Here is a 21,931-nt window from a genome sequence, read left to right on the forward strand (position 1 = left end):
CCTCAGGTGAAACACCACACCAATCCTTGCATTGCCAGCCAGGCGAAAACCCCGGCCAAAACATCATCGAGCATGATGCCGACACCTCCGTGTACGTGCCGGTCGATCCAGCGGATCGGCCACGGCTTGAGGATATCGAAGAAACGGAACACCAGGAAACCCGCCAGCAACCAATACCAGCCTTCCGGTACCAGCCACAGGGTGATCCACATGCCGACCATTTCGTCCCAGACGATACCTTCATGATCGTGCACCCGAAGGTCGTCCGCCACTTTGCCACACAGCCAGAAGCCAAACAGCATGGTGATGCCCAGCATCAACCAGTAGCCCCAGTCAGGCAACATCTGCCACAGCGGTATGAAGGGTAGCGCAACCAGCGAGCCCCAAGTGCCCGGGGCTTTGGGCAAAGTCCCCGAACCGAAGCCAAATGCCAGGAAATGCCAGGGATTGCGCCAGACCGAAGGCGGAACGAACTCTGCCGGGACCTGGTTGGGATGATCTGTCACGGTGTCTCCCGAAAATGTTGATAGCCCCGCACTGGCGGGGTGATGTCGTGCCCGACGCTGTCGACCAGCGTGACGCCTTGCCCGGCCAGTACGCTGCCGATCACGTGTATCGGCCAGCCTGCGGCCTGCAACGCCGACAATCGGCTCGGTGGCACGGCGAACAACAGCACGTAATCGTCACCGCCGCTCAGGGCCACCTGCTCGGCGTCCGCCCGGCCAAGAAACGCTACCAAAGCGTTGGACAACGGCAGTCGGTCCCGTTCAACCTGCAAGGCCACCCCGGACGCCAGGGCGATATGCCCGCAATCGGCCAGCAGGCCATCGGAAATATCCATCGCCGCACTGGCCTTGCCACGCAATGCCAGGCCCAAGTCGATCTGCGGACGTGGCGACCAGTAATGGGCCAGCAACGGCTCGGCAATCACAGGTTCGGCGCGGCGCTGGCCGAGCACCAGCGGCAATGCGCCAGCGGCATTGCCCAGCTCGCCGCCCACACACAGCAGATCGCCGGGCCGTGCGCCGCTACGGGTCAGGGCCTGGCCGGACGGCACGTGGCCGAACACTGTCATGGTCAGGCTCAGGGGCCCACGCGTGGTATCGCCTCCCACCAGCGCCACGCCACAGGCCTGGGCCATCTGGTTCAAGCCGCGGGCATAGGCTTGCAGCCAATCGGTGGTCACCGTCGGCAAGGTCAGGGCAAGGGTAAAGGCGAAAGGGTTGGCACCCATGGCAGCCAGGTCGCTGACCGCCACGGCCAGCGAGCGCTGGCCGAGCAGGAACGGGTCGCAAGGGTCTGGAAAATGCACACCGGCCACGAGCGTGTCGGTGGACACCGCCAGCTGTTCCCCGGGAGGAACGGCCAGCAAGGCGCAGTCGTCGCCGATCCCCAGCGCAACGCCCTCGCCGCCTTGCGCGCAAGGCGCGGCGGCGAAGTAGTTACGGATCAGCTCAAATTCGCCCATAGTCGCTGCAAGCGCCAATCAGCGCTTGAACGCCTTCACTTCAGCTTCACGCAGACGCGGGGCGAGTTTGTCGAGCACACCGTTGACGAACTTGTGGCCATCGGTTGAACCGAAGACTTTCGCCAGTTCGATCCCTTCGTTGATCACCACGCGGTACGGTACGTCGACGCGCTTGAGCAGTTCCCAGGTGGACAGGCGCAGCACCGCCAGTTCAACCGGGTCCAGCTCTTCGATGGTCAGGTCCAGGCAAGGCGTGAGCGCAGTGTCGATTTCGGTCTTGAACTGCGGAACCCCGTGCAGGATCTCGCGGAAGTAAGCGCCATCAACATCACTGAAATCGTTGTCGACCCGAAACTGCGCTTCGATCTCGTTCAGCGATTGCTTGGCCATGTGCCATTGGTACAGCGCCTGGGTCGCGAGCTGACGGGCTTCGCGGCGCTTGACGCTCTTCGATGGCTTGCCGGCATCCGCAGGCTTTGGATCGCGCGGGTTGAAACGATCGCTTTCGTCGCTAATCACTTGGCCTCCAACTGCGCCAGCAGGCTGACCATTTCCAGGGCGGACAGGGCAGCTTCGGCACCTTTGTTACCGGCCTTGGTGCCGGAACGTTCGATGGCTTGCTCGATGGAATCAACGGTCAGTACGCCGAAAGCGACTGGCACGCCGAATTCCATGGACACCTGGGCCAGGCCCTTGGTGCATTCGCCGGCCACGTATTCGAAGTGCGGAGTACCGCCACGAATGACCGCGCCCAGGGCGATGATCGCCGCATATTCGCCCTTTTGAGCGACTTTCTGCGCAACCAGCGGAATTTCGAAGGCGCCAGGGGCACGGATGATGGTGATGTCGCTTTCGCTCACGCCATGGCGAACCAAGGCATCGACCGCACCGCCAACCAGGCTCTCGACCACGAAACTGTTGAAACGGCCCACTACCAGAGCGTAGCGGCCTTTGGGGGCGATGAAGGTACCTTCGATGGTCTTCAGGGTCATTCGTCAGATCTCTTAAAGAGCCGGAGCGCGTTCTATAACGCGCTCCTCAGTGATATTAGCCACGAATACAGGGCCGGAAAATCCCGGGCTATTATTCGGAGGGCACGTATTCTACAACTTCCAGATCGAAACCGGATATCGCATTAAATTTCATCGGTGCGCTCATCAGGCGCATTTTACGCACGCCCAGGTCACGAAGGATCTGCGAACCGGCACCGACGATGCTGTAGGTGGTCGGTTTTTTCACCGGTGCCTGGTCGCCGGTTTCACGGATGTGCGCCAACAGCACGTCGCCATCGAGCGGGTGGCCGAGCAGCAGCACCACGCCACTGCCGGCCTCGGCCACCGCGGCCATGGCGGCCCGCAGGCTCCAGCGACCGGGTTGCTTGACCATCAGCAGGTCGCGCAGCGGGTCCATGTTGTGCACGCGCACCAGGGTCGGCTCTTCGGCGCACACGGTGCCCAGGGTCAGCGCCATGTGCACGTCGCCTTCCACCGAGTCGCGGTAGGTCACCAGGTTGAACTGACCCAGTTCGCTGTCCAGCGGCTGCTCGGCAATCCGCTGAACGGTACGTTCGTGGATCATCCGGTAATGGATCAGGTCGGCGATGGTGCCGATCTTGATGTTGTGTTCGGCGGCGAAGGTTTCCAGCTCCGCACGACGGGACATGGTGCCGTCGTCGTTCATCACTTCGCAGATCACGCCGCTGGGTTCGAAGCCGGCCATGCGCGCCAGGTCGCATGCCGCTTCGGTGTGGCCGGCGCGGGCCAGGGTGCCGCCAGCCTGGGCCATCAGCGGGAAGATGTGGCCGGGGCTGACGATGTCTTCGGCCTTGGCGTCCCGGGCGGCAGCGGCCTGCACCGTGCGTGCGCGGTCAGCGGCGGAGATACCGGTGGTCACGCCCTCGGCGGCCTCGATGGACACGGTGAACTTGGTGCCGAAGCCCGAGCCGTTGCGCGGCGCCATCAGCGGCAGCTTCAGCAGCTCGCAGCGCTCGCGGGTCATCGGCATGCAGATCAGGCCACGGGCGTGCTTGGCCATGAAGTTGATGTGCTCGGCCTTGCAGCACTCGGCGGCCATGATCAGGTCGCCTTCGTTCTCGCGGTCTTCGTCATCCATGAGGATGACCATCTTGCCTTGGCGGATGTCTTCAACCAGTTCTTCGATGCTATTGAGCGCCACGCGGCACCCCCTTGGGTCAGGATTTGAGGTAGCCGTTGGCGGCCAGAAAACTTTCAGTGATGTTACCCGCCCGCCGTTGTGAAGAGTCAGACTCTGCGGCCTTGTCTCCCATAAGCAGGCGCTCCAAGTAACGGGCCAGCAAGTCGACTTCCAGGTTGACCCGGCGACCTGGCCGGTACGAGGCCATGATGGTTTCGCTCAGGGTGTGGGGAATGATCGTCAGCAGGAATTCGGCGCCATCCACCGCGTTGACCGTCAGGCTGGTGCCGTCGACGGTGATCGAGCCTTTGTGGGCGATGTACTTGGCCAATTCCTTCGGCGCGCGGATGCGAAATTCCACGGCCCGGGCGTTATCCGTGCGCGAGACCACTTCGCCGACGCCGTCCACGTGGCCGCTGACCAGGTGCCCGCCCAGGCGAGTGGTGGGGGTCAGGGCTTTTTCCAGGTTGACCGGGCTGCCGCTCTTGAGGTCGTTCATGGCCGTGCAGTCGAGGGTTTCGCGGCTGACGTCCGCCAGGAAACCGTTGCCCGGTAATTCGACGGCCGTCAGGCACACGCCGTTTACCGCGATGCTGTCGCCCAACTTGACGTCGCTCAGGTCGAGCGTGCCGGTTTCGACGTAGACCCGCACATCGCCGCCCTTGGGGGTGAGTGCACGGATGCTGCCGATGGATTCGATGATGCCGGTAAACATGGAGTCCTCCTCGAGAACAGGCCGCCGCTTGCGCGAAAGCCGGGAATTATACGCGCGCCTGCGCAACGGGAACGGCGATGACTCGCCAGTCATCGCCCACGGCGCGGATTTCGGTGATTTTCAGCTGCGGGGCGTCCTTCATCTGCGCCAGCGGCCAGTCCAACAGCGGTCGCGCCGAAGAACCGAGGAACTTGCCGGCGATGAAAATCTGGAACTCATCGACCAACCCTTGCTGGGCGAAAGCCCCCGCCAGGCGCGGACCGGCTTCCACCAGCACCTCGTTGACGCCACGACCCGCCAGTTCCACCAGCAGGCGATGCAGATCAACCTGGCCGTCATCGCCCGCCACGATCATGCATTCGGGACCGTTGGCGTATTGTTCTTCCACCGCCATGCAGGTAGCGACCAACGCCGGGCCAGCCTTGAAGAACGGCGCATCCAGCGGCACCCGCAGACGACCGTCCACCAGCACCCGCAGCGGCGGACGGCTCATGACCAACGCCGTCTGCTCGGCATCGAGCCCCAGCTCATCGGCGCGCACGGTCAGCCGGGCGTTGTCCGCCAGCACCGTGTCGGCGCCGGTCAATACCACGCTGGCCTGGGCGCGCAGGCGTTGGACCGCCGAGCGTGCGGCCGGGCCGGTGATCCACTGGCTTTCACCGCTTTCCATGGCGGTGCGGCCATCGAGGCTCATGGCGAGCTTGACCCGCACGAACGGCAGGCCCTGCTCCATGCGTTTGAGAAAACCTTCATTGAGCTTGCGTGCTTCACCCTCCAGCACGCCGCTTTCGGTGGCGATACCGGCCTGGGCCAGCCGTTGCAGGCCGCGCCCGGCGACTTCCGGGTTGGGGTCCTGCATCGCCGCCACCACCCGCGCCACGCCGGCGTTGACCAGCGCATCGGCACACGGCGGCGTACGCCCGTGATGGCTGCACGGCTCAAGGGTCACGTAGGCCGTGGCGCCGCGGGCCTGTTCGCCAGCGGCGCGCAGGGCATGGACTTCAGCATGGGGCTCGCCAGCGCGGATGTGCCAGCCTTCGCCGACAATCTGCCCGTCACGCACGATCACGCAACCGACCCGGGGATTGGGGTGGGTGGTGTAGTGACCGCGCCGCGCCAACTCCAGGGCACGGGCCATGTAGTGGGCGTCGAGGATGGCCTGCTGCGCCGAGGCGGTCATTCTTTCACCGGTTCGCGGGCCAGGCGGTCGATTTCTTCACGGAACTCGTTCAGGTCCTGGAAGCGCCGGTACACCGAGGCGAAACGGATGTAGGCGACTTCATCGAGCTTCTGCAACTCGGCCATCACCAACTCACCGACCACCAGGGATTTGACCTCACGCTCGCCGGTCGCCCGCAGCTTGTGCTTGATGTGCACCAGCGCCGCTTCCAGGCGCTCGACGCTCACCGGGCGTTTTTCCAGGGCGCGCTGCATGCCGGCGCGCAGTTTTTCTTCATCGAACGGCTGGCGGCTGCCGTCGGTTTTGATCAGGCGCGGCAACACCAGTTCAGCGGTCTCGAACGTCGTGAAACGTTCGCCGCAAGCCAGGCATTCGCGGCGGCGGCGGACTTGTTCGCCCTCGGCGACCAGTCGCGAGTCGATGACCTTGGTGTCGTTGGCACCGCAGAAGGGACAGTGCATGGTGGCAGGCAACAAAAAAAGGGAGGGCCATGGTAGCGCATCCCACTGGCAAGACAAGCCATAGGGTTTACGGTATACAGACGGGCTTACCGTCAGATCCATGGAATTCACCTTGCTGGAGCCACACATGCCGCTACGATCGCTCGTTTTGCTCAGTCTTTTCAGCCTGCTGATGGCGTGCAGCAGCGACGCCCCCAAGCCCGCCGCTCCCGCCCCGGCCCCAGCGCCGAAACAGGCCCAGGAAAAAGCCCGCCAGGCGGCCGAACTGGGGCCGCTGCCGGCGTATCAGCGCGAATTGAGCGGCACCTTGCAAGGCGTACCGGCCGGAGCCGAGGTCGAACTGGCGTTGCTGGTGATCGATGACAAGGACCGCCCACAGCAGTTACTCGCCAGCTCCAGCCTGATCGGCACCAACCAGGCCCTGCCCTTCCGCCTGCGTTTCAACCCCGATGCCTTCCCGGTCGGCGCCCGCGTGGAACTGCGTGGCCGCGCCAGCCAGTCAGGCCAGTTGATCCTGCACCTGCCGCAGCAACGCATCGGCCAACCGACCACCCAGGCACTGGGCGCCCTGCAATTCGTCAAAGCGCCATGAGTGCACCGCAAGACCTGCAACGGGCGTTGAGTGAATTGCTCGGCGACGCGCGCCTGGTAGCCTGCCCGCTACCCGGCGCTGACTTGAAGTTGTGGCTGATCGACGGCGACAACATGGATCGCGCCTTCAGCCCGGAAGAAACCCGCCGCATTCTCCACGAGCCGCCCTATTGGAGCTTCTGTTGGGCCAGCGGCCTGGCGATGGCCCGCTACCTGGCCGAACAGCCGCAGTGGGTCGAGGGCAAGCGCATATTGGATTTTGGCGCCGGTTCCGGCGTGGCGGGCATCGCGGCGGTCAAGGCCGGGGCGCTGGAAGTGGTGGCCTGCGACCTCGACCCGCTGGCGATTGCCGCGTGCCAGGCCAATGCCGAGCTAAATGGCGTGGAGCTGGGTTATTCAACGGATTTCTTCGCCGAGGCCGATCGCTTCGACCTGATCCTGGTCGCCGACGTGCTCTATGACCGGGCCAACCTGCCGCTGCTCGACCAGTTCCTCAGCCGTGGCCGTGAGGCGTTGGTGGCCGACTCCCGGGTGCGGGATTTCCAGCATCCGCTGTACCGACGCATCGAAATGCTCCAGGCCATGACCTTGCCGGACCTGGCCGAGCCTGAAGAGTTTCGGCATGTGAGCCTGTACCACGCGCGGCGCGAGCCTTAAAAGCATCGCGAGCAAGCTCGCTCCCACAGGAGTCGCCTGAACACTTGAGATCCCTTGCTCGCGAAGGCGTCCTACCGGACACCACAAGACGAAAGACCTCCCTGCTTTCAGCCACCCCCACCAAGCCGTATAGTTGCCCCATTCAAGCGCTCTACGAGATTGCCCATGACTCAGGAAACGCCCTACATCTTCGACGCCACCACCGCCGATTTCGACCAGTCGGTGATCGCGAACTCTTTCCACAAACCGGTACTGGTGGATTTCTGGGCCGAGTGGTGTGCGCCGTGCAAAGCCCTGATGCCGATGCTGCAAACCATTGCCGAGAGCTATCAGGGCGAACTGCTGCTGGCCAAGGTCAACTGCGACATCGAGCAGGACATTGTCGCCCGCTTCGGCATTCGCAGCCTGCCAACGGTGGTGTTGTTCAAGGACGGCCAACCCGTCGACGGCTTTGCCGGTGCCCAGCCGGAGTCGGCGGTGCGAACCATGCTCGAACCCCATGTGCAGATGCCGCCGCCGGCTGCGGCCGATCCGTTCGAACAGGCCCAGGCGCTGTTCGACGACGGTCGTTTCGCCGACGCTGAAGCCGTGCTCACGGTATTGCTGGGTGAAGACAACACCAACGCCAAGGCCTTGATCCTGTATGCCCGCTGCCTGACCGAGCGCGGTGAGTTGGACGAAGCGCAGACCGTGCTCGACGCGGTGAAAAGCGACGAGCACAAGGCCGCCCTCGCCGGCGCCAAGGCGCAGATCCAGTTCCTCGGCCTGGCCAAGCACCTGCCGGACGCCGCCGACCTCAAGGCGCGCCTGGCGAAAGACCCGCAGGACGATGAAGCGGTGTACCAACTGGCGATCCAGCAACTGGCGCGCCAGCAGTACGAAGCGGCCCTCGATGCACTGCTCAAGCTGTTCGTGCGTAACCGCAGCTACAACGAAGGCCTGCCCCACAAGACCTTGCTGCAGGTGTTCGAACTGCTGGGCAACGATCATCCGCTGGTGACGACTTATCGGCGCAAGCTGTTCGCGGCGTTGTATTGATTCCCCTGTAGGAGCTGTCGAGCGAAGCGAGGCTGCGATCTTTTGATCTTTTGATCTTTCGCTTGAGATTCAAGCGTCTGGGTAAAGATCGCAGCCTCGCTCCGCTCGACAGCTCCTACACAGCTCCTACGCGGTTTCGTGCCAGCTGTAGAGTGGAGTGTCGCCGCCGCTGATGACTTTTACATCCGGGCTATGGCGCAAGCGCACCAACAGGCGCTTGCCCGCCGAGGCGCTGCCGGTCAGGCCTTCGAGCTGTTCCAGCAGGTCCGGGCCGCTCAGTTGCCCGGCCTTGCGCAGCAGTTCCTTGGCGATCTGCCACTGGGCGTCGTCCTGACTCACCGGTTTGGTCGCCGGTACCGCCACACCCTCGGACTTGGCCACTTGCAACTGCGCGCCGAGCTGCGCCCAGTCGCCCTCATCCATTTCGATCGACAAGTCCACCGGCCAATCGCCGACGGTTCCGCGTATCCGCAACATCACCGTGCTCCTGAATATTTCATGTTCGCATGCTCCCATGGCCCTTGCGCGACGCCAAGCAGACGGTCAAACTCTCCGCACTTTCGTTATAAGATTACATAACCTTTTCGGAGACTCGTCATGCGTCGTCTGCTTCTCGCTTTGCCGTTCGCCCTGCTGCCATTGGCTGTCGCTCACGCAGCGGTCGAGCATGATCATGACCACGAGCATGGCAGCCTCGGCGCCCATGAACACGGTGTGGGCCGATTGAACGCTGCCCTGGACGGCCAGACCCTGGAGCTGGAACTGGAAAGCCCGGCGATGAACCTGGTGGGCTTCGAACACGCCGCCACCAGCGATGCCGACAAGGCCAAGGTCGCCGCCGTACGCGCGCAGCTGGACAAACCGCTGGCGCTGTTCAACCTGCCCGCTGCGGCCAAATGCACCGTGGCCCAGCAGGAACTGGAAAGCCCGTTGTTCGGCGATGAACCGGACCACGATCACGACCATGACGAAGACGCAGATGGCGACGAGCACCACGACGAGCACAGTGAGATCCATGCCCACTACCAATTCACCTGCGCCGCCCCGGGTGCGCTGAAGAACCTGGACCTGGCGACCCTGTTCAAAACCTTCCCGGCCACCCAGAAAATTCAGGTACAACTGATCAGCCCGAGCGGCCAGCAAGGCGTGGAAGTGACGGCCAAGGCGCCAGCCCTGAAGTTCTGATTCATCGCAACCCCAATGTGGGAACAAGCCTGGTGGGAGCAAAGCTTGCTCGCGATAGCGGCCCAACGATCAACATCCAAGTTGAATGTGGTGCCCTCATCGCGAGCAAGCTCAGCTCCCACAGGTCCCCCACAGGTTCCACTTTGAAGCGGCAAATATGACCCAAGCACTCATCGAACTCTCCGACCTGGGCTTCAGTTGGCCCGGGCATCCGCCGTTGCTGGATATCCCGGCGTTTCGCCTGGAGGCCGGTGAGACGCTGTTTCTCAAGGGCCCGAGCGGCAGCGGCAAGACCACTTTGCTAGGGCTGCTGGGCGGTGTGCAGACACCGGATCGCGGCAGCATCCGCCTGCTCGGCCAGGAACTCACCGAACTGGGCGCCGGCAGTCGCGACCGCTTTCGCGTCGACCACACCGGCTACATCTTCCAGCAATTCAACCTGCTGCCGTTTCTCTCGGTGCGCGAGAACGTCGAACTGCCCTGCCACTTCTCGAAATTGCGCGCACAACGGGCGATCCAGCGCCATGGCAGCGTCGATCAGGCCGCCGCCACGCTGCTGGCCCACCTGGGCTTGACCGATCCGAACCTGTTGGAGCGGCGTGCCGACTCGTTGTCCATCGGCCAGCAACAACGGGTCGCCGCCGCCCGGGCGCTGATCGGCCAACCGGAACTGGTGATCGCCGACGAACCGACTTCGGCCCTGGACTACGACGCCCGGGAAAACTTCCTGCGGCTGTTGTTCGCCGAATGCCGCGAGGCCGGGTCGAGCCTGTTGTTCGTCAGCCACGACCAGAGCCTGGCGCCGCTGTTCGACCGCAACCTGTCGCTGGCCGATCTCAATCGCGCCGCCACGCCACTCGAGGTTTGAGATGTATTTGTTCCGTCTAGCCATGGCCAGCCTGGCGAACCGCCGCTTCACCGCGATCCTCACCGCGTTTGCCATCGCCCTTTCTGTTTGTTTGTTGCTGGCCGTGGAGCGGGTACGTACCGAGGCGCGGGCCAGTTTCGCCAGCACCATCAGCGGCACCGACCTGATCGTCGGCGCCCGCTCAGGTTCTGTGAACCTGCTGCTGTACTCGGTGTTTCGCATCGGCAACGCCACCAACAACATCCGCTGGGACAGCTTCGAACAGTTCGCCAATAACCCGAAAGTGAAGTGGGCGATCCCCATGTCCCTTGGCGATTCCCACCGTGGTTATCGGGTGATGGGCACCACAGAGGCCTACTTCGAGCATTACCAGTACGGCCGCCAGCAACACCTGGCGCTGGCCGATGGCCGGGCGTTCGCAACCGATCCGTTCGAAGTGGTGCTAGGTGCCGAAGTGGCCGAGGCGCTGCACTACAAACTCGGCGACAAACTGGTGCTGGCCCACGGCGTGGCGGTGGTCAGCCTGGTCAAGCATGACGACAAGCCCTTCACCGTGGTCGGGATTCTCAAGCGCACCGGCACCCCGGTGGACCGCACGCTGCACATCAGCCTCGGCGGCATGGAGGCGATCCACATTGACTGGAAGAACGGTGTGCCGGCCCAGGGCAATGGCCGCATCAGCGCCGACCAGGCCCGCAACATGGACCTCACGCCCCAGGCGATCACCGCGTTCATGCTCGGCCTCAACAACAAGATTTCCACCTTTGCCTTGCAGCGCGAGATCAATGAGTTCCGTGGCGAACCGCTGCTGGCCATCCTGCCCGGCGTGGCGCTGCAGGAATTGTGGAGCCTGATGGGCACGGCGGAAAAAGCCTTGTTCGTGATTTCGTTGTTCGTGGTCCTGACTGGGTTGATCGGCATGCTCACGGCGATTCTCACCAGCCTCAATGAGCGTCGTCGGGAAATGGCGATCCTGCGTTCGGTGGGCGCGCGGCCGTGGCACATCGCGACGCTGCTGGTGCTCGAAGCCTTTGCCCTGGCGCTGGCCGGGGTCACCGCCGGGCTGGCGCTGCTGTACATTGGCATCGCCGCCGCCCAGGGTTACGTGCAGTCGGCCTACGGCTTGTACCTGCCACTGAGCTGGCCGAGCGAATATGAATGGACGCTGTTGGCTGGCATCCTGGTCGCCGCCCTGCTGATGGGCAGCGTGCCGGCCTGGCGCGCCTATCGCCAATCGCTGGCCGACGGCCTGTCGATCCGTTTATGAGGACGTTGAAGATGCCCCGCGCCCTGCTTGCGCTGTTGATGATGGTTGCCCTGCCGCTGTGGGCGGCCGAGCCGAGGGACCTGGCCTGGTCGGAAATGATCCCGCCGGACGCGCCGCCGGAAGTGCCAAACATGACGCCGCTGCACGACTTGTCGAAGATGAGCGATGCCCTGGCCGCCGAATCCGCCCCAGCGGCCAAGCAGGATTTACCCAACGCCCCGGTGGTCAAGGCCCTCGATGGCCAGCAGATTCGTTTACCGGGCTACATCGTGCCGCTGGAAGTCAGCGAGGAAGGTCGCACCACGGACTTCTTGCTGGTGCCGTATTTCGGCGCCTGCATCCACGTACCGCCACCGCCGTCCAACCAGATCGTGCATGTGAAAAGTGAAGTCGGGGTCAAGCTCGACGAGTTGTACCAGCCGTACTGGGTCGAAGGACCGATGCAGGTCAAGCCATCCACCAGTGAACTGGCCGATGCCGGGTATCAGATGGAGGCGGAGAAAATTTATGTGTATGAGCTGCCGGAGTGAATGCGGTGGTGATGTGTTGTTGGTGAGGTAGCTATCGCGAGCAGGCTCGCTCCCACAGTTGATCGTGTTTCTTCAGAAAGAATACGGTCGAATAATGTGGGAGCGAGCTTGCTCGCGATGGTTCCCTCAAATTTTCCCATCAGCGTTTTTATTGAGCTGAGTCAATTAAACACCCCCTGACTCATTGAGCTGTGTCAAAAGACCGGACCAGACGGCTTCGTACCATGGGACATCAAATTTCGATGCCCTCTGGAGCCCTTATGAACAAGTCCTTGCTCTGCGCTTCCCTCGCCGCCCTCGCGCTCGCTGCCCCACTCGCCCAGGCCCACACGGCTGGCGACATCATCGTTCGCGCCGGTGCCATCACCGTCAACCCGGAAGCCGACAGCTCCAGCGTCAAGGTCGACCGTGGCCCGCTGGCCGGTGCCGACCTGGGCGGCAAGGCGACCATGAGCAGCGACACGCAACTGGGCTTGAACTTCGCCTACATGATCACCAACAACCTGGGGATCGAACTGCTGGCGGCCTCGCCGTTCGAGCACGACGTGAAGATCAAAGGCACCGCCCTGGGCGCGGCCAACAACAAGCTCGGCACCCTCAAGCACCTGCCGCCGACCCTGAGCCTGGTCTACTACCCACTCGACGCCAAGTCGACGTTCCAGCCTTATGTCGGCGCCGGCATCAACTACACCTGGATCTACGACGAACACGTCGGCAGCGAAGCCAGCGCCAACGGCTTCAGCAATTTCCGCGCGAGCAACAGCTGGGGCATGGCGTGGCAAGTGGGCGCGGACTACATGTTGACCGACAACATCATGATCAACGGCCAGATTCGCTACATCGACATCGACACCACCGCGTATGTGGACAACAACGCCGTGGCCGGTGGTACCCGGGCCAAGGTGAATGTCGATGTGGACCCATGGATCTACATGGTGGGGTTGGGCTACAAGTTCTAAGCCTGCGCAATTGCAAGATGACAACACCCTGTGGCGAGGGGATTTAGCGAAACGTCGCACCGCCCCGCTGACCGTAGGAGCTGTCGAGTGAAGCGAGGCTGCGATCTTGTCGCAGACAATTGAGTCGCGAGCGAAAGATCAAAAGATCGCAGCCTTCGGCAGCACCTACAGAGCCCAACGGGGCGGTGCGACGTTTCGCTAAATCCCCTCGCCACAACGTTGTAGGCCGTGACAAAAAAGGCGCCCCGAAAGGCGCCTTTTTTTGTCGAGGCTGAAATCAGCGTCCCAACAACCGCGCCAGCCCCACGCTCATCGGGGTTTGCGGGGGAAAGCTGAAGCGCTGCAACAGCCGATGATTGTCGGCCCGCGAATGGCGGATGTCGCCGGAGCGCGCCGGGCCGTAGCTGATCGGCGGCAGATCGCCCACCACCGCGGCCAGGGCCTGGAGCATCTGCTTGAGGGTCGTGGCCTGGTTCCAGCCGACGTTCACCGCGCCCACTTCCACCTCGGGCTTTTCGATGGCCTGCACCAGCAAATCCACCAAATCTTCGACGTAGACAAAATCCCGAGTCTGCTCGCCATCACCGAACACGGTGATCGGCAGGCCTTTCTGCGCCCGTTCGCTGAAGATGCTGATGACCCCGGAATACGGCGAGGACGGATCCTGGCGCGGGCCGTAGATGTTGAAGAAGCGGAACACCACCGGCTCCAGGTCGTGCTGGCGGCGATAGAAGTCGAAGTAGAACTCGCTGGCCAGTTTGTCCGAGGCATACGGCGTGAGCGGGGCCTTGGGGGTTTCTTCGTCGATGGACTCGCCTTCGCCGTTGTTGCCGTAGACCGCTGCGCTGGAGGCGAACAGCACCCGTTTCACACCGTTCTGGCGCATGGCTTCGCAGACATTCAGGGTGCCGATGAAATTGCTTTGGTGGGTGCGCACGGGGTCGTCCACCGAGGCTTGCACCGAGGCCACCGCCGCCAGGTGCGCGACGGCGCTGCAACCGGCCATGACCCGCGCCACCAGCGCGGCATCGGCGACGTCACCTTCGATCAGTTCGAGCGCCGGGTTGTCCAGCGGCAGGTTGCTGCGCTTGCCGGTGGACAAATCATCGAGGATGCGCACCGAATGTCCCTTGGCGAGCAAGGCGTCGGTCAGGTGCGAACCAATGAAACCCGCGCCGCCGGTGATTAAAACAGGGCCTTCAGCCATGGCGATAAAACCTATCCAGTAAGCCCGGGAGTGCCGCGCGCCAGGCGCGGGGCTTGATCCCGAAAGTGTGCAGAATTTTCTTGCAGGCCAGCACCGCGTGCTGCGGTTCTTCCGCGGCGTCCGGCCGTGCGGCGTGGGCCTGGGGGGTGGGCGACTCGATGGCCAGCGGATGCAGGGCGCGGGCTTCGGTGAGGATCGCCTGGCCCAGCGCCAGCGGCGTAGTCGCCTCGTGGCCGGCGTAATGGTAGGTGCCCCACAGCGGCGCCGCGCAATCGAGTTGCTTGAGCACCGAGATGATCACGCGCGCGGCATCGTCCACTGGCGTCGGATTACCGCGGCGGTCGTCGGCCAGCAACAGCTCTTCGGGCTGTTCGGCCCGGGCCAGGAAACGCCCGAGGATGCCATCGGCGCTGTCGTCCAGCAGCCAGCCGAACCGCAGCAGCACGTGTTGCGGGCAGGTGGCGCGCACGCTTTGCTCGATCCGCCACAGCGCCTGGCCACGCACGCCCAGGGGCACGGGTTCGTCTTTCTCGCTGTAGGCCGTGGCGCGGGAGCCATCGAACACGCGATAGCTCGACGGTTGCAGCAAGACGATGTTGTGATGCTGGCACAGCTCGGCCAGGCGCTCGACAGCGCGCTCCTGGCTGGCCAGGCGCTGCTCGCTGACGGCCTCGGCCTGGAACCAGTCGAAGTAGTACGCCAGGTTGATCAAGGCGTCCGGGCGGGTGTCGTCGAGCAGTTGCGTCAGGCTCGCGGCATCCCAACCGTCTTCGGGAGGGCGGGGGGCAAGAAAACCGATGTCTTCTTCTGCACCGAGGCGAATCAGCGCCTGCCCAAGGGCATTTCCGCCGCCCAGTAACATAAGGCGCATTCGCATAAAGTCAGCAGGCCCAGTCTATTGGCACAAGAATTTGGTCGACAACGCCCGCAGGCGTTGTCGGAATCGTTGCATTTTGCGGGTTTAGTGCGCAACCGTCATCCGCAATGTGCAGATCGCCGGGTTTGTGCAGGTCTTGAGGCCCTCATCGCGAGCAGGCTCGCGATGAGGCCCTGGCAGGCAATAAGGGTCTCAAGTGGTACTTGCATCTTGCCCAACCCACCCGCATAACTGCCCCATGAATCTGCCTCTCCCAGCCAACCACGCCATGGCCGGCTTCCACCCCGCCGTTCGCGCCTGGTTCAGCCAGACCTTCCCGGCGGTCACGGCCGCCCAGGCCCGGGCGTGGCCGTTGATCGGCCAGCGGCGTTCGACCCTGGTGGCGGCGCCTACCGGCTCGGGCAAGACCCTGACGGCTTTTCTCGCCGTGCTCGATGACCTGGTGCACCGCGGCCTGGAACAGGGCGGCCTGCCGGACCAGACGCTGGTGGTCTATGTCTCGCCGCTCAAGGCCTTGAGCAACGATATCCAGATCAACCTGCAGAATCCGCTGGCCGGCATCACCGAACAGCTGCGGCAAATGGACCTGCCGCCCCTGCACATCACCACCGCCGTGCGTACCGGCGACACGCCGCAGAAAGAACGCTCGGCGATGCGCAAGACCGCGCCGCACATCCTGGTGACCACTCCCGAATCGCTCTACGTGCTGCTCGGCTCCGATTCCGGCCGACAGATGCTCGCCAGCACCCGCACAGTCATCGTCGACGAAATCCACGCCATCGCCGCCAGCAAGCGCGGCAGCCACCTGGCCTTGAGCCTGGAACGCCTGCAAGCCCTGTGCGCCGAACCGCTGATGCGCATCGGCCTGTCCGCCACGCAAAAGCCCATCGAAGCGGTGTCACGTTTTCTCGTCGGTGAGGGACGCACCTGTGAAATCGTCGACATCGGCCACGCCCGCCCCCGCGACCTGGACATCGAGGTGCCGCCAGTGCCGCTGTCGGCGGTGATGGCCAATGACGTGTGGGAACTGGTCTACAACCGCCTCGCCGAGCTGGCCGGGGAACATCGCACCACCCTGGTGTTCGTCAACACCCGGCGTTTGGCCGAACGCCTGAGCCGTCATCTGAGCGAGCGCCTGGGCAAGGACGCCGTGGCCGCTCACCACGGCAGCCTGGCGAAGGAATTTCGCCTCGACGCCGAACAACGCCTCAAACGCGGCGAGCTGAAGGTGCTGATCGCCACCGCGTCCCTGGAGCTGGGCATTGATATCGGCGATGTCGACCTGGTGTGCCAGATCGCCTCGCCCCGTTCGATCTCGGCATTCCTGCAACGGGTCGGTCGTTCCGGCCACCAGGTCGGCGGCACACCCAAGGGGCGCCTGTTCGCCACCACCCGCGACGACTTGATCGAATGCGCCGCCCTGCTCGACTGCGTACGCCGTGGCGAGCTGGACATCCTGCACATCCCCAAGGCGCCGTTGGATGTACTGGCCCAACAGATCGTCGCCGAGGTCAGTTGCCAGGAATGGCAGGAGCAGGCGCTGCTGGAGAGTTTCCGCCGCGCGGCGCCCTACACGGACCTGGACGACCACCACTATCAGGCCTTGTTGCAGATGCTCGCCGAAGGCCTCAATGGTCGCCAGGGCGTGCGCAGCGCCTACCTGCACCGCGATGCCGTGACCCGGACCTTGCGCGGGCGCCGCGGCAGCAAGCTCACGGCGGTGACCAGCGGCGGCACCATTGCGGACAATGCCGACTACGCCGTGCTGCTCGAACCCCAGGGCTTGAACATCGGCAGCGTCAACGAAGACTTCGCGGTGGAGAGCATTGCCGGCGATGTGTTCCAGTTGGGCAATACGTCGTATCGCATCATTCGCGTCGAGACCGGCCGCGTGCGGGTCGAGGACGCCCAGGGACAGCCGCCGACCATCCCGTTCTGGCTCGGCGAAGCGCCGGGGCGCAGCGCCGAATTGTCCCTGGCCGTGGCGCGCCTGCAAGCCCAGCTCGATCAACTGCTGGCCGCCACGCCGGGCAACCTGCAACCGGCCCTCGATTGGCTCACCGGCACCTTGCAACTGAACCTGGCCAGCGCTGAACAACTGGTGGATTACCTGGCCCCGGCGCGCATGGCCTTCGGCGCCCTGCCGTCCCAGGACACGCTGCTGATGGAGCGGTTTTTCGACGAGTCCGGCGGCACGCAACTGATCATCCACACGCCCTTCGGCAGCCGTATCAACCGCGCCTGGGGCCTGGCCTTGCGCAAGCGCTTCTGCCGCACCTTCAACTTCGAATTGCAGGCCGCCGCCAGTGAAGACGCCATCGTGCTCTCGCTGTCCACCAGCCACAGCTTCGAACTGGACGAAGTGTGGCGCTACCTCAATAGCCACAGCGCCGAGCAGATCCTGGTCCAGGCAGTGCTGGATGCGCCGCTGTTCGGCGTACGCTGGCGCTGGAACGCCGGCGTGGCCCTGGCCTTGCCGCGCTACGCCGGCGGGCGCAAAGTCGCCCCGCAGATCCAGCGGATGAAAAGCGAAGACCTGATCGCCAGCGTGTTTCCCGACCAGATCGCCTGCCTGGAAAACCTGGCCGGCGAGCGTGAGATCCCCGACCACCCGCTGGTGGAGCAGACCCTCGACGATTGCCTGCACGAAGCCATGGACAGCGAAGGCTGGCTGACGCTGTTGCGGCGCATGGAAGCGGGCGAGGTTCGCCTGATCAGCCGCGACCTGCCGGCGCCCTCGCCGCTGGCGGCAGAGATCCTCAGCGCCCGCCCCTACACCTTTCTCGACGACGCGCCGCTGGAAGAACGACGGACCCAGGCGGTGATCAACCGGCGCTGGAGCGATCCACAAGCCACCGACGACCTCGGCGCACTGGACGCCGAAGCCATCCAATCGGTTCGCGATGAGGCCTGGCCGGCGCCGGCCAATCTCGATGAAATGCATGAAGCCTTGATGAGCCTGGCCTGCATCGCCGACAGCGAAGCCGACGCCCACGCGCCGTGGCTGGATTGGTTGCAGGCATTGGCCGCCAGCGGTCGCGCCAGTCACCTGCAGATCAATGCCGAGCGTGGCCTGTGGGTGCCGCTGGAGCGCCTGACCTGCCTGCAAGCCGTTTATCCACAGGCCCGCTGGCAACCGCCGTTGACGTCCCTGGCCGGTTTCGATGAAGCCTGGGACAGCGACGCAGCCCTGGTGGAAGTGCTCCGCGCCCGGCTCAGTGCCTTTGGCCCGCTGCCGTTGAAGGCCATCGCCTACCCGCTGGGGCTGTCGACCCCGCAGGTCACCCAGGCCCTGGCGCAGCTTGAGCAACAAGGCTATGTGCTGCGCGGACGGTTCACGCCGGGCACCGGCCAGGAGGAATGGTGCGAGCGGCATTTGCTGGCGCGCATCCACCGCTACACGGTCAAGCGCCTGCGCCGGGAAATCGAGCCGGTGATGTTGCAGGATTTCATGCGGTTCCTGTTCGACTGGCAGCACCTGTCATCGTCCAGCCAAGGTCGGGGCAATGCCGTGTTGCCGTCGATCCTCGGCCAGTTCGAAGGCTTCCCGGCCGCGGCGTCAGCCTGGGACAGCGACCTGCTGCCGGCGCGGATCAAGGACTATTCGCCCAGTTGGCTCGATGAGTTGTGCCGCAGTGGCAAGTGGGTATGGACGCGCCTGAGTGCGCGCCAGAAGCCTTCCGCCAGTGCCCTGCGCAGCACGCCGGTGGTGTTGTTGCCGCGCAACCAGGTGGCGCTGTGGAGCAGCCTGGCCGGGCAAACGGCCCTGGATGAGTTGTCGCCCAAGACGCAAAAAGTCCATCAGGCCCTCAGCGAACACGGCGCGCTGTTTTTCGATGAACTGGCCCACGAAGCCCACCTGCTGCGCAGCGAACTGGAAATCGCCTTGCAGGAACTGGTGGGCGCCGGGTTGGTGAATGCCGACAGCTTCGCCGGCCTGCGCGCGCTGATCACCCCCGCCAGCAAACGCCAGGCCCGCAGCAGTCGGCGCGGGCGCGGAGCGTTTGTCGGTGGCATGGACGACGCCGGCCGCTGGGCCTTGTTGCGCCGCAGCCAACCCGCGCCTGCGCAAGGCAATCGTCCCGCGCCCACACCGCCCGACACCCTGGAACACATCGCCATGACCCTGCTGCGCCGTTACGGCGTGGTGTTCTGGCGCTTGCTGGAGCGGGAGGCGGATTGGCTGCCGAGTTGGCGCGAGCTGCTGCGCACCTTTCATCGCTTGGAGGCGCGGGGCGAGATTCGCGGCGGGCGTTTTGTCAGCGGGCTGGCGGGCGAACAGTTCGCGCTGCCCGAAGCCATCCCGCTGCTGCGCGAAACCCGCCGCCGCCCCACCGATGGCAGCCTGGTAGCGGTGTGCGGCGTCGACCCGCTGAACCTGGCGGGCACCTTGCTGCCGGGGGCGAAGGTACCGGCACTGGCGAGTAATCGGCTGGTGTATCGCGATGGTTTGCCGGTGGCGGCGCAGATTGCCAGCAAGCAGCATCTGTGGGTGGAATTGGATGTTCAAGGGATGGCAGAAATTCGCACCAAGCTGATTCAACACCTTTAGCCAGACACATGATCGTTCCCACGCTCTGCGTGGGAATGCAGCCAGGGACGCTCCGCGTCCCCAGGAAACCGAACGCGGAGCGTCCGTAGAGGCATTCCCACGCAGAGCGTGGGAACGATCAATGCGCTTGATCAGGCAATTCTTCCCCTGCCTTCGGCTCCTCGACCAACCGCTTGGGCAACATCACCTGCTGTGGATAAGTCTGCGCGAAGTGCACCGCCGGATGGTTATCCACAAGCTTCTTCAACTGCTGGTTGAACGCCCGGCTCACTGCATACTGCCCACCCGACACCGTGCGGAACTGCGCCGTGAGCACCACGCCGTTGAGGTCCATCTTGTCCACGCCAAACACATCCAGCGGCCCTTGCAGGTTGAATTTCAGGAACGGGTCTTCGGCGATCGAACGTCCGGCCTCGCGAATCAGCTCGATGGCCTGGTCGACATCGGTGTCGTAGGTGAACTGCACGGAGAAGAACGCAAAGGCAAATTGCCGGGACTGGTTGGTCACGGCCTTGATCTGGCCGAACGGCACCGAATGCACGAAGCCCTTGCCGTCGCGCAGGCGCAGGGTGCGGATGGTCAGGCCTTCGACGGTGCCGGCGTGGCCGGAGCTGAGCACCACCCAGTCGCCGATGGACAGGGTGTCTTCAATGATGATGAACAGCCCGGTGATCACGTCCTGCACCAGTTGCTGGGAACCGAAACCGATCGCCAGCCCCACCACCCCGGCACCGGCCAGCAACGGTGCGACGTTGATGCCCAGGTTGGCCATGGTGGTGATTGCGCAAATCACCACCAGGATGATTTTCGCCGCGTTGCGCAACAGCGGCAGGATGGTTTTGACCCGGGTGCTGGGCTGGCGGGCCCCACGCTTGTTCAGCGGCGGTTTCAGGGCTTCCTGGATCGCCGTGTCGAGCACCACCCACGTGAGCCAGGTCATCAGGAAGATCAGGCCGATGCGACTCAAGGAATCACTGATCGCCCGGCCTATGGCATTGCGCGAGGCGAACTCGAACAGGGAAATCCCCCAGATCCGCCCGAGGACCTCAATGAATACCACCGCCATGACGATGCGCAGCAATGCGTGCAGCAGGCTCAACAGGCGGCCCTTGTAGGCGCTGTTGCGCTGGATGGCCTCGGCCTTGGGCGACTTGAAGACGTGTTGGAACACGGTGCTGAGGAACACCGTGGCGATCAGCAGGATGGTGGTGAACAGCGCACAGCGCAGGGCTTTCTGGTTGTCCTCGCCGACACCGATCAGGCTCACCGCCGACACCAGCACCATCAACAGGATCGGCCAATACCAGAGCCCGGAGAAAATCCGCAGCGACTCTTGCAAGGCCGGTTGCTTCAAGCGCTGGGCCAGCGGGCGGTTGCGGATCAGGTGCGCCACGGGCCGGCGCATGCGAATCACCAGCCAGCCAAAGATCACCGAGGCAAACAGGCCGGTGAACACCGCGATGCTGCTGGTGATGTTGCCGCCCAGTTGCCGGGCGATCTGCGGGCTGGTCAGGGCATCGCTGAGGGCGGCGAGAAAACCGATCATGAACAATGGCCGGGGGCTGAAGCGCCGGATCATCGTCACCGCCCGGCGTTTGTGGCCAGCGTTGAACATCACGATCACGCACAGCAACACCGAAGTGGAGAAAATGCCGCTGCTGGTGGCGTAGGCGAAGCACAGCGCCAGGGCGCGACCGACCGAGACCTGCAGGAAGTGGCTGACGTACAGGGTCAGCGGCAGGCAGATCAACGCCGCAGCGGTGTACGGCAGCAGATAACCGAGCAGGTCGCGCAGGCGTTGGCGGCTGCGCAACCAGCGGCGCCGGCCCAGATGGCGCAGCAGCAGCCGCGCCCCCGACCAGATCAGTGCAAAAGCGCCGATCCAGACGCTCGACAACAACAGGAAATCCCCCGCCACGCGCCAGGACGAACGGGACGTCTGGTCCACCAGCCGGTCCACCTCATCTGCCGCACGGTCCGCTCGCAAGCGCCAGGCATCCACCAGGCTCTGGTTGAGATCGAGCTTGTCCTGGACGTCGTCGATGCTCGAACTGATGGCCCCCAATAAACCGCCCTGCACCAGCGGCGCGGGTTCGGCGGGCGGTTCATCGGCCTTGGCGGCGCCAGGGACAGCGGCGGTCCCGTAGGCGCTGGTGCCGGTCATCGCCAGCAGGAACAGCAGCAATACAGTGCTCAATCGAGACAAGACGCGAGGCTCCTTC

Annotated in this window: 21 protein-coding genes; 9 read left to right on the forward strand and 12 right to left on the reverse strand. The window is 64.1% G+C overall.

The genetic code is table 11. The annotated features are described in order from the left end of the window. Positions 1 to 2 precede the first annotated feature (2 nt). The 8 genes from ASC85_RS28580 to nrdR form a co-directional block, all read right to left on the reverse strand. A complete protein-coding gene (locus tag ASC85_RS28580) occupies positions 3 to 506 on the reverse strand; it encodes a phosphatidylglycerophosphatase A family protein (RefSeq protein WP_003206020.1) in 504 nt (167 codons plus the stop codon). Further along, positions 503 to 1,468 carry a thiamine-phosphate kinase gene (gene thiL / locus ASC85_RS28585; protein WP_057452309.1) on the reverse strand — a complete coding sequence of 322 codons (966 nt, stop codon included), beginning with the start codon at positions 1,466 to 1,468 and terminating at the stop codon, positions 503 to 505. Before thiL ends, ASC85_RS28580 begins: the two co-directional genes overlap by 4 nt. An 18-nt stretch (positions 1,469 to 1,486) precedes the next feature. Continuing rightward, positions 1,487 to 1,987 carry a transcription antitermination factor NusB gene (nusB, locus tag ASC85_RS28590; RefSeq protein ID WP_003185935.1) on the reverse strand — a complete coding sequence of 167 codons (501 nt, stop codon included), beginning with the start codon at positions 1,985 to 1,987 and terminating at the stop codon, positions 1,487 to 1,489. Further along, complete coding sequence (ribH, locus tag ASC85_RS28595; RefSeq protein WP_003206025.1) at positions 1,984 to 2,460, reverse strand: 6,7-dimethyl-8-ribityllumazine synthase; 477 nt, start codon at positions 2,458 to 2,460, stop codon at positions 1,984 to 1,986. Before ribH ends, nusB begins: the two co-directional genes overlap by 4 nt. 91 nt (positions 2,461 to 2,551) lie before the next feature. Next, positions 2,552 to 3,643: a bifunctional 3,4-dihydroxy-2-butanone-4-phosphate synthase/GTP cyclohydrolase II gene (gene ribBA, locus ASC85_RS28600; protein ID WP_046064816.1), complete on the reverse strand. Its 1,092-nt coding sequence runs from the start codon at positions 3,641 to 3,643 to the stop codon at positions 2,552 to 2,554. Between the two features lie 16 nt (positions 3,644 to 3,659). Beyond that, positions 3,660 to 4,337, reverse strand: a complete 678-nt coding sequence (locus tag ASC85_RS28605) for a riboflavin synthase (RefSeq protein ID WP_057452310.1) — start codon at positions 4,335 to 4,337, stop codon at positions 3,660 to 3,662. Between the two features lie 46 nt (positions 4,338 to 4,383). After that, positions 4,384 to 5,517: a bifunctional diaminohydroxyphosphoribosylaminopyrimidine deaminase/5-amino-6-(5-phosphoribosylamino)uracil reductase RibD gene (gene ribD / locus ASC85_RS28610; protein ID WP_057452311.1), complete on the reverse strand. Its 1,134-nt coding sequence runs from the start codon at positions 5,515 to 5,517 to the stop codon at positions 4,384 to 4,386. Continuing rightward, a complete protein-coding gene (gene nrdR / locus ASC85_RS28615) occupies positions 5,514 to 5,978 on the reverse strand; it encodes a transcriptional regulator NrdR (RefSeq protein ID WP_013694316.1) in 465 nt (154 codons plus the stop codon). Before nrdR ends, ribD begins: the two co-directional genes overlap by 4 nt. A 127-nt stretch (positions 5,979 to 6,105) precedes the next feature. On the opposite strand from nrdR, the gene ASC85_RS28620 reads away from it, so the two are divergent. The 3 genes from ASC85_RS28620 to trxA all read left to right on the forward strand — a co-directional run bounded on the left by ASC85_RS28620 (position 6,106) and on the right by trxA (position 8,264). Next, a complete protein-coding gene (locus ASC85_RS28620; RefSeq protein ID WP_057452312.1) occupies positions 6,106 to 6,570 on the forward strand; it encodes a YbaY family lipoprotein in 465 nt (154 codons plus the stop codon). Continuing rightward, on the forward strand, positions 6,567 to 7,226 hold the full coding sequence (locus tag ASC85_RS28625; protein WP_057452313.1) for a class I SAM-dependent methyltransferase: 660 nt from the start codon (positions 6,567 to 6,569) through the stop codon (positions 7,224 to 7,226). The genes ASC85_RS28620 and ASC85_RS28625 overlap by 4 nt, the downstream gene beginning before the upstream one ends. A gap of 165 nt (positions 7,227 to 7,391) precedes the next feature. Beyond that, entirely contained in the window at positions 7,392 to 8,264 is an 873-nt protein-coding gene (gene trxA, locus ASC85_RS28630) for a thioredoxin (RefSeq protein WP_057452314.1), read from the forward strand. A 126-nt stretch (positions 8,265 to 8,390) separates the two neighbouring features. Here the strand turns inward: trxA and ASC85_RS28635 are convergent, their stop codons facing one another. Next, complete coding sequence (locus tag ASC85_RS28635) at positions 8,391 to 8,741, reverse strand: hypothetical protein (protein WP_057452315.1); 351 nt, start codon at positions 8,739 to 8,741, stop codon at positions 8,391 to 8,393. 120 nt (positions 8,742 to 8,861) lie between these two features. On the opposite strand from ASC85_RS28635, the gene ASC85_RS28640 reads away from it, so the two are divergent. The 5 genes from ASC85_RS28640 (at position 8,862) to ASC85_RS28660 (ending at position 13,073) form a co-directional block, all read left to right on the forward strand. Then, positions 8,862 to 9,449, forward strand: coding sequence for a DUF2796 domain-containing protein (locus ASC85_RS28640; protein ID WP_053187670.1), 588 nt, complete (start codon positions 8,862 to 8,864; stop codon positions 9,447 to 9,449). A gap of 157 nt (positions 9,450 to 9,606) precedes the next feature. Further along, on the forward strand, positions 9,607 to 10,317 hold the full coding sequence (locus tag ASC85_RS28645; RefSeq protein ID WP_053187667.1) for an ABC transporter ATP-binding protein: 711 nt from the start codon (positions 9,607 to 9,609) through the stop codon (positions 10,315 to 10,317). A 1-nt stretch (position 10,318) separates the two neighbouring features. Further along, complete coding sequence (locus ASC85_RS28650) at positions 10,319 to 11,584, forward strand: ABC transporter permease (RefSeq protein ID WP_057452316.1); 1,266 nt, start codon at positions 10,319 to 10,321, stop codon at positions 11,582 to 11,584. 11 nt (positions 11,585 to 11,595) lie between these two features. After that, positions 11,596 to 12,114, forward strand: coding sequence for a DUF3299 domain-containing protein (locus ASC85_RS28655; RefSeq protein WP_013694320.1), 519 nt, complete (start codon positions 11,596 to 11,598; stop codon positions 12,112 to 12,114). A gap of 260 nt (positions 12,115 to 12,374) precedes the next feature. Further along, positions 12,375 to 13,073: an OmpW/AlkL family protein gene (locus ASC85_RS28660; RefSeq protein WP_057452317.1), complete on the forward strand. Its 699-nt coding sequence runs from the start codon at positions 12,375 to 12,377 to the stop codon at positions 13,071 to 13,073. 277 nt (positions 13,074 to 13,350) lie between these two features. Here the strand turns inward: ASC85_RS28660 and ASC85_RS28665 are convergent, their stop codons facing one another. Continuing rightward, a complete protein-coding gene (locus ASC85_RS28665) occupies positions 13,351 to 14,280 on the reverse strand; it encodes an NAD-dependent epimerase/dehydratase family protein (protein WP_057452318.1) in 930 nt (309 codons plus the stop codon). Continuing rightward, the gene (locus tag ASC85_RS28670; protein ID WP_053188636.1) at positions 14,273 to 15,157 is read right to left on the reverse strand and encodes a sugar nucleotide-binding protein; all 885 of its coding nucleotides are present in this window, start codon (positions 15,155 to 15,157) and stop codon (positions 14,273 to 14,275) included. Before ASC85_RS28670 ends, ASC85_RS28665 begins: the two co-directional genes overlap by 8 nt. A 238-nt stretch (positions 15,158 to 15,395) precedes the next feature. Between ASC85_RS28670 and ASC85_RS28675 the strand changes: the two genes are divergently transcribed. Beyond that, complete coding sequence (locus tag ASC85_RS28675; RefSeq protein WP_057452319.1) at positions 15,396 to 19,709, forward strand: DEAD/DEAH box helicase; 4,314 nt, start codon at positions 15,396 to 15,398, stop codon at positions 19,707 to 19,709. Positions 19,710 to 19,827: 118 nt separating this feature from the next. Here ASC85_RS28675 and ASC85_RS28680 read toward each other — a convergent pair whose 3' ends face one another. Further along, the gene (locus ASC85_RS28680) at positions 19,828 to 21,915 is read right to left on the reverse strand and encodes a mechanosensitive ion channel family protein (RefSeq protein ID WP_057452320.1); all 2,088 of its coding nucleotides are present in this window, start codon (positions 21,913 to 21,915) and stop codon (positions 19,828 to 19,830) included. Positions 21,916 to 21,931 lie beyond the last annotated feature (16 nt).

This window comes from Pseudomonas sp. Root401 (assembly GCF_001425105.1).
In the GTDB taxonomy this organism is placed as follows: domain Bacteria; phylum Pseudomonadota; class Gammaproteobacteria; order Pseudomonadales; family Pseudomonadaceae; genus Aquipseudomonas; species Aquipseudomonas brassicacearum.